Origin of the sequence: Aneurinibacillus tyrosinisolvens (assembly GCF_001015055.1) — a bacterium.
GTDB lineage: Bacteria > Bacillota > Bacilli > Aneurinibacillales > Aneurinibacillaceae > Aneurinibacillus_A > Aneurinibacillus_A tyrosinisolvens.
Genome location: NZ_BBWZ01000105.1, coordinates 1 through 1,535, shown reverse-complemented (window position 1 = coordinate 1,535; position 1,535 = coordinate 1). Strand labels below are relative to the sequence as shown.

1 protein-coding gene is annotated in these 1,535 nt (G+C 45.9%); it reads right to left on the bottom strand.

The features are described from left to right. Position 1: 1 nt before the first annotated feature. On the bottom strand, positions 2-1,357 hold the full coding sequence (locus tag MBEAL2_RS28500) for an IS4 family transposase (RefSeq protein WP_047155549.1): 1,356 nt from the start codon (positions 1,355-1,357) through the stop codon (positions 2-4). Between the last annotated feature and the right edge of the window lie 178 nt (positions 1,358-1,535).

Sequence of the window (1,535 nt, the reverse complement as noted above, 5' to 3'; positions counted from 1 at the left end):
CTCAACTTTCGCAGCATACATTCGGCAGGTAAGCCTTGATGTAGCCGGGCAAACCAGAAATCCATTGCTGGAGTTGATTTTGAATGAATGTTGAGAGTTTCTTGCTGGTTTTTTTGGCAATATCCGTGATCAACTCGAAGAGTTGATGTAATGCAATCGCCCAATCCAGTTCGCTAACTTCATCGCAAAGCGCAAGAAATAAACCGCCCAACGAACGCTCATCCGTACTTTGCCGATGCTGCCAGGCCAATACAATATAGCGAGAAAACACGATAGTCGTATGACTAATAAGCAGGTCGTAGGAGCGTCCTTGGAACTCCTTTTGCAGACGCAACAAGGATTTCGTACATTTGAAGAAGACCTCAATATCCCAGCGGATCCCGTAGGTTTTAATGATTTCTTCTTCGGTCAAAGTTAAATCGGTACACAAAATGGCCAGCCATTCTTTTTTCTTAGAACGATGGCGGACAAACACCATGGTAATGGGAATGCCTGCTAATTCAGTGCGGATAGAACACAGAACGCCTTTGTTTCTTCTTTTCATCGGCGTTGCAGCGTAGTAAAGTTCCTGCAATGATAAACGTTGCACTCCTACCTGATAATGTTTATTGTCCGCTTTGACCATGCCGATGGCATGGAGTCCTCTTCCGACGACTTCCTTCACGAGGGGAGCATGCGTAAACCAACTGTCCATGAGTACATAGGAAGCCGTCACGCCTGCATCCATCGCACGATCCAGCATCTCAGGGATCAAGTGTGGGGCGGGCCGCAAGGCTTCGATTCGCCGCTTATAGCCGGATGTCCGCTTATCCATCCCTTCGGTGATGCCATTGATTTGCGATTTGAGGGAGCTAAGTAAAGAGAAATCCACAGGAATGAAGGTATGACCGTCTGACCAACCCAGTGTGAGCATCCGGTATCCCTTGTAGTAACAGCCTGTCGCATGATCTTTGAACCGCGCAAGCAGTTCGACTGCCTTGCTTCGATTCCGTTCAAACATGGAATCATCGACAATAAAAGCCGTTACGCGCCGGGTTGAAGTTAAAGGGCGAACTTTCTCGATCGTAGTGGTACTTAACAAGGTCAGAAAACGGCGCCATGGATGTCTGGCATGGTTCAAAAATCGATAGACGGCATCCTTGCCAGGGAGGGATTCTCCCCGGTCACTTTCCAGCATCCGAAACCAGTTTTTATGGTGAAATAAGAGCACAAAGACAAGTTGAAATAGATAGGAGGGAGAAAAGCCAAATCGCTTTTTAAAACCTACGGTTTTCAAGTGTTGCAGTACTTTCAACTGCGTAAAAGCGGACTGAATTTCTTTAGGAAGTTGATTCTTTTGTTGTTTTTGTTCTATCATATAGAGGACACCTCTTCCGTATGGTAGTGATTGCTCGTCACAATTACTTTACCAAATGGAGCGGTGTTTTTCTATTTTCAGCGCACTTTTCAGCGATGTTGTCCATTTATGTTTCTGAATCGCTACCAGGCCTTATACAGTAAAGATCCTCATGGCTTATCGCTCTGCGAAAGTTGAG